This window comes from Streptomyces sp. NPDC059371 (genome assembly GCF_042751995.1).
Classification (GTDB): Bacteria; Actinomycetota; Actinomycetes; order Streptomycetales; family Streptomycetaceae; genus Streptomyces.
Map to the genome: position 1 here is coordinate 1 of NZ_JBHYXD010000186.1, position 5,097 is coordinate 5,097.

Annotated in this window: 4 protein-coding genes; 3 read left to right on the forward strand and 1 reads right to left on the reverse strand. The window is 68.0% G+C overall.

Annotated features, from left to right (window positions below; all coding sequences use genetic code 11):
• Positions 1-46 precede the first annotated feature (46 nt).
• A complete protein-coding gene (gene aceE, locus ACFXGX_RS42825) occupies positions 47-2,794 on the reverse strand; it encodes a pyruvate dehydrogenase (acetyl-transferring), homodimeric type (RefSeq protein ID WP_384803808.1) in 2,748 nt (915 codons plus the stop codon).
• Between the two features lie 464 nt (positions 2,795-3,258).
• Between aceE and ACFXGX_RS42830 the strand changes: the two genes are divergently transcribed.
• The 3 genes from ACFXGX_RS42830 to ACFXGX_RS42840 all read left to right on the forward strand — a co-directional run bounded on the left by ACFXGX_RS42830 (position 3,259) and on the right by ACFXGX_RS42840 (position 5,020).
• On the forward strand, positions 3,259-3,687 hold the full coding sequence (locus ACFXGX_RS42830) for a DUF3052 domain-containing protein (RefSeq protein ID WP_326788028.1): 429 nt from the start codon (positions 3,259-3,261) through the stop codon (positions 3,685-3,687).
• A gap of 184 nt (positions 3,688-3,871) precedes the next feature.
• Complete coding sequence (locus ACFXGX_RS42835) at positions 3,872-4,330, forward strand: peroxiredoxin (RefSeq protein ID WP_384803811.1); 459 nt, start codon at positions 3,872-3,874, stop codon at positions 4,328-4,330.
• A 114-nt stretch (positions 4,331-4,444) separates the two neighbouring features.
• On the forward strand, positions 4,445-5,020 hold the full coding sequence (locus ACFXGX_RS42840; RefSeq protein ID WP_384803814.1) for a TerD family protein: 576 nt from the start codon (positions 4,445-4,447) through the stop codon (positions 5,018-5,020).
• Positions 5,021-5,097 lie beyond the last annotated feature (77 nt).

Sequence of the window (5,097 nt, forward strand, 5' to 3'; positions counted from 1 at the left end):
GGCCCACGGCCCGCCGCCCCTCACCGGACCTGCCGGCCGTGACGCCCTACGCGTCGCCGCCCGCCGCGCCCGGGTCGGCCGCCCGCACGTCGAGAAGCTGGTAGCGGTCGACCGCCTGCTTCAGCACCGACCGGTCCACCTTGCCCTCGCGGGCCAGCTCGGTCAGCACGGCGACCACGATCGACTGCGCGTCGATGTGGAAGAAGCGCCGGGCCGCGCCACGCGTGTCCGCGAAGCCGAAGCCGTCCGCGCCGAGGGACTGGTAGGTGCCGGGCACCCACCGGGCGATCTGGTCGGGAACCGATCGCATCCAGTCGGAGACCGCCACGAACGGACCCTGGGCGGAGGACAGCTTCCGCGTCACGTACGGGACGCGCTGCTCCTCCTCGGGGTGCAGCAGGTTGTGCCGCTCGACGTCGACCGCCTCGCGCCGCAGCTCGTTCCAGGAGGTCGCCGACCAGACGTCGGCCCTGACGTTCCACTCCTCGGCGAGGATCCGCTGCGCCTCCATCGCCCAGGTGACGCCGATGCCGGACGCCATGATCTGCGCGGGGATGGTGCCCGAGGCGCCCTCGCTGAAGCGGTAGAGGCCCTTCAGGATGCCCTCGGCGTCCACGTTCTCCGGTTCGGCCGGGTGCTGGAGCGGCTCGTTGTAGACGGTGAGGTAGTAGAAGACGTCCTCGCCGTGCGGGTGCTCCTCGGACGAGCCGTACATGCGGCGCAGACCGTCCTGGACGATGTGCGCGATCTCGAAGCCGAACGCCGGGTCGTAGGCGACACAGCCGGGGTTCGTCGAGGCCAGGAGCTGCGAGTGGCCGTCCGCGTGCTGGAGACCCTCACCGGTCAGCGTCGTCCGCCCGGCGGTCGCGCCCAGGACGAAACCACGCGCCAACTGGTCGGCCATCTGCCAGAACTGGTCACCCGTGCGCTGGAAACCGAACATCGAGTAGAAGACGTAGACCGGGATGAGCGGCTCGCCGTGCGTGGCGTACGCCGAACCCGCGGCGATCAGCGAGGCCGTGCAGCCCGCCTCCGAGATGCCGTCGTGCAGCATCTGGCCGGTCGGCGACTCCTTGTAGGCGAGCAGCAGTTCGCGGTCCACCGACTCGTACTGCTGGCCGAGCGGGTTGTAGATCTTCGCGCTCGGGAAGAACGAGTCCATGCCGAACGTGCGGTACTCGTCGGGCGCGATCAGCACGAACCGCTTGCCGATCTCCTTGTCCCGCATGAGGTCCTTGAGCAGCCGCACGAACGCCATGGTCGTGGCGATGGACTGCTGGCCCGAGCCCTTCTTCACGCTCGCGTACGTCTTGTCCTCGGGCAGGGTCAGAGGCTTCGACCGCACGATCCGCGTCGGCACGTAACCGCCGAGGCCCTTGCGGCGGTCGTGCATGTACTGGATCTCCTCCGAGTTCCGGCCCGGGTGGTAGTACGGCGGCGCGCCGTCCTCCAGCTCCTTGTCGGAGATCGGCAGGTGCAGCCGGTCGCGGAAGCCCTTGAGGTCGGCGACCGTCAGCTTCTTCATCTGGTGCGTGGCGTTGCGGCCCTCGAAGTTCGGGCCGAGCGTCCAGCCCTTGACCGTCTGCGCCAGGATCACCGTCGGCTGGCCGGCGTGCGCCTTGGCCGCCGAGAACGCCGCGAAGATCTTCTTGTGGTCGTGACCGCCACGCCCCAGGTGCAGGATCTGGTCGTCGCTCATGCTCTCGACCATCGCGCGCAGCCGGTGGTCGTCACCGAAGAAGTGGTCGCGGATGTACGCGCCCGTCTCCGTGGCGTACGTCTGGAACTGGCCGTCCGGCGTGGTGTTCAGCCGGTTGACGAGCACCCCGTCGCGGTCCTGCGCGAGCAGCGGGTCCCAGGTGCGGTCCCAGACCAGCTTGATGACGTTCCAGCCGGCGCCCCGGAACTGCGACTCCAGCTCCTGGATGATCTTGCCGTTGCCGCGCACCGGGCCGTCGAGGCGCTGGAGGTTGCAGTTCACGACGAAGGTCAGGTTGTCCAGGCCCTCGCGCGCGGCGATCGAGAGCTGGCCCAGCGACTCCGGCTCGTCCATCTCGCCGTCGCCGAGGAACGCCCAGACGTGGGACTTGGAGGTGTCCGCGATACCGCGCGCCTCCATATAGCGGTTCATCCGCGCCTGGAAGATCGCGCCGAGCGGGCCGAGGCCCATCGACACGGTCGGGAACTCCCAGAAGTCCGGCATCAGCCGCGGGTGCGGGTACGAGGACAGTCCGTGGGGCGCCTTCGACTTCTCCTGGCGGAACGCGTCGAGCTGCTGCTCGGAGAGCCGGTCGAGAAGGAACGCGCGGGCGTAGATGCCGGGGGAGGCGTGCCCCTGGAAGAAGATCTGGTCGCCGCCGTCGCCCTCGTCCTTGCCGCGGAAGAAGTGGTTGAAGCCGACGTCGTAGAGCGAGGCGGAGGAGGCGAAGGTCGCGATGTGGCCGCCGACGCCGATGCCGGGGCGCTGCGCCCTGGAGACCATCACGGCGGCGTTCCAGCGGGTCGCGTTGAGGACCTTGCGCTCGATCTCCTCGTTGCCCGGGAAGAACGGCTCGTCCTTGGTCGCGATCGTGTTGACGTAGTCCGTGCTGCGCATCTCGGGCACGGCCACGCGCTTCTCGCGGGCTCGCTCGATCAGCCGCAGCATCAGATAGCGGGCCCGCTCGCGGCCGCGCTCGTCGACGGCGGCGTCGAGCGAGTCGAGCCACTCCTGAGTCTCCTCAGGGTCGAAGTCCGGGACCTGGCTGGGGAGGCCGCCAATGATGATCGGGTTGCGATCGGATCCGGAAGCCACGCTGTTCCTTCGCTGTCAGAGGGCTGTCTTCGTGGGTTTTCCCTGCATCTGCACCGATCCCCATCGTGTACCCCGCGAACGCCTACGTCATCTCTACCAGGGGGTAACCGAGACGCTCGTGGGGACCGTTGGGACGGTCTCGACCAAAACGTAACGATACGCTCAGGGGGTGACGCGTTCCGCAAAGCCGTTCGGCTTTCGCACGCACCGAGGGTTCCGAAGGGAATAAATGGGGCAGAAGTGTGTGGTGCCCGTCACGCGGCGTCATGATGGCCCGTCGGGAGTTGCGTCGGCACTGCCAGGATCGTCACCGTTTCGGCGGTCTCGGCGGCCGGGTACTTGCGCGATCCGCTCCGTCCGTGTGGACTACGGCCAACGCTTCGCGTACGCGCGTGGCTGAGATCCCCCCGCTCTGGACGAGCAGAGGGAGACCCCCATTCCGAAACATGATCAGGAGGCAAGCCGTGAGCGCGACCGCGGACCACGCGGAGGAGCGGACCAACCCGGCCGCCAGGCTGGGGTTCGAGCCCGGACAGGTGGTCCAGGAGATCGGCTTCGACGACGACGTTGACCACGAGCTCCGTGAAGGCATCGAATCGCTGATCGGCCAGGATCTGGTCGACGAGGACTACGACGACGTCGCCGATGTGGTGCTGTTGTGGTTCCGGGACGAGGACGGCGATCTCACGGACGCACTGGTGGACGTCATCGGTCTCCTTGAGGACGGCGGCCAGATCTGGCTGCTGACCCCGAAGACCGGCAGGGACGGTTACGTCGAGCCCAGCGACATCAGCGATGCCGCACAGACAGCCGGCCTCTCCCAGACGAAGAGCATCTCCGTCGGCAAGGAGTGGTCGGGCACCCGCCTGGCCACCCCCAAGTCGAAGCGCTGAGCTGCAGCCCCGTCTGCAAGCAGAGCATTCGTGAGGCCCCCGCCGAGCCACCTCGGCGGGGGCCTCACGCATACCCGCAACCGGCACCCCGGGGACCTGGCGGGGGTCGCGCCGTCGCCTCGAGCCGATCACTGCGTACGCTGGTCGTCACCCGAACAGACCCTTGGAAGGGAAGCGAGTGACTATGGCCGTCGAGGTCGGCACCAAGGCCCCGGACTTCGAGCTGAAGGACAATCACGGCGCCACCGTGAGGCTGTCCGACTTCCGGGGCGAGAAGAACGTCGTACTGCTCTTCTACCCCTTCGCCTTCACCGGCGTGTGCACCGGCGAGCTGTGCTCCCTGCGCGACAACCTGCCGCAGTTCACGGACCGCGACACCCAGCTCCTCGCGGTCTCCAACGACTCCATCCACACCCTGCGCGTCTTCGCCGAGCAGGAGGGCCTGGAGTACCCGCTGCTCTCCGACTTCTGGCCGCACGGCAACATTTCGCGCGCGTACGGCGTCTTCGACGAGGACAAGGGCTGCGCCGTGCGCGGCACGTTCATCATCGACAAGGAGGGCGTCGTCCGCTGGACCGTCGTCAACGCGCTGCCGGACGCGCGTGACCTGAACGAGTACGTCAAGGCGCTCGACACCCTGTGATTCTTCGGTTCCAAGCCCTGCGAGGCACGGGAACCCGTCACTAGGATCGAACCGTTGATCCGATACCAACGCACTTACGGGGCTCCCCGCCCCTGAACACCATTGGGAGGATTCGTGGGAGTCAGCCTCAGCAAGGGCGGCAACGTATCGCTGTCGAAGGAGGCCCCGGGACTGACCGCGGTCATCGTCGGCCTGGGATGGGACGCCCGGACCACCACCGGCGTGGACTTCGACCTCGATGCCAGTGCCATCCTCACGAACGTGGACGGCAAGGTCAGCAGCGACCAGAACTTCGTGTTCTTCAACAACCTGAAGAGCCCGGACGGCTCGGTCGAGCACACCGGTGACAACACCACCGGCGAGGGCGAGGGCGACGACGAGGAGATCAAGGTCAACCTCGCGACCGTTCCGGCCGACGTCCAGAAGGTCGTGTTCCCGGTCTCGATCTACGACGCCGAGAACCGCCAGCAGTCCTTCGGTCAGGTCCGCAACGCGTACATCCGCGTGGTGAACCAGGCGGGCGGCGCGGAGATCGCCCGGTACGACCTCTCCGAGGACGCCTCGACGGAGACCGCAATGGTCTTCGGCGAGCTCTACCGCAACGGCGCCGAGTGGAAGTTCCGTGCCATCGGCCAGGGCTACGCCTCGGGCCTGCGCGGCATCGCGCAGGACTTCGGCGTCAACGTCTGAGTCCGCGGGCCCTCGGGCATCCCGGTCCGGGGGGGGGGGGGCACACGGCGGCGCGCCCACCCGCCACACCCCACCAA

Coding starts and splice junctions, on each gene's coding strand:
- ACFXGX_RS42835 (WP_384803811.1), top strand. CDS start 3,872: ATGGCCGTCGAGGTCGGCACCAAGGCCCCGGACTTCGAGCTGAAGGAC.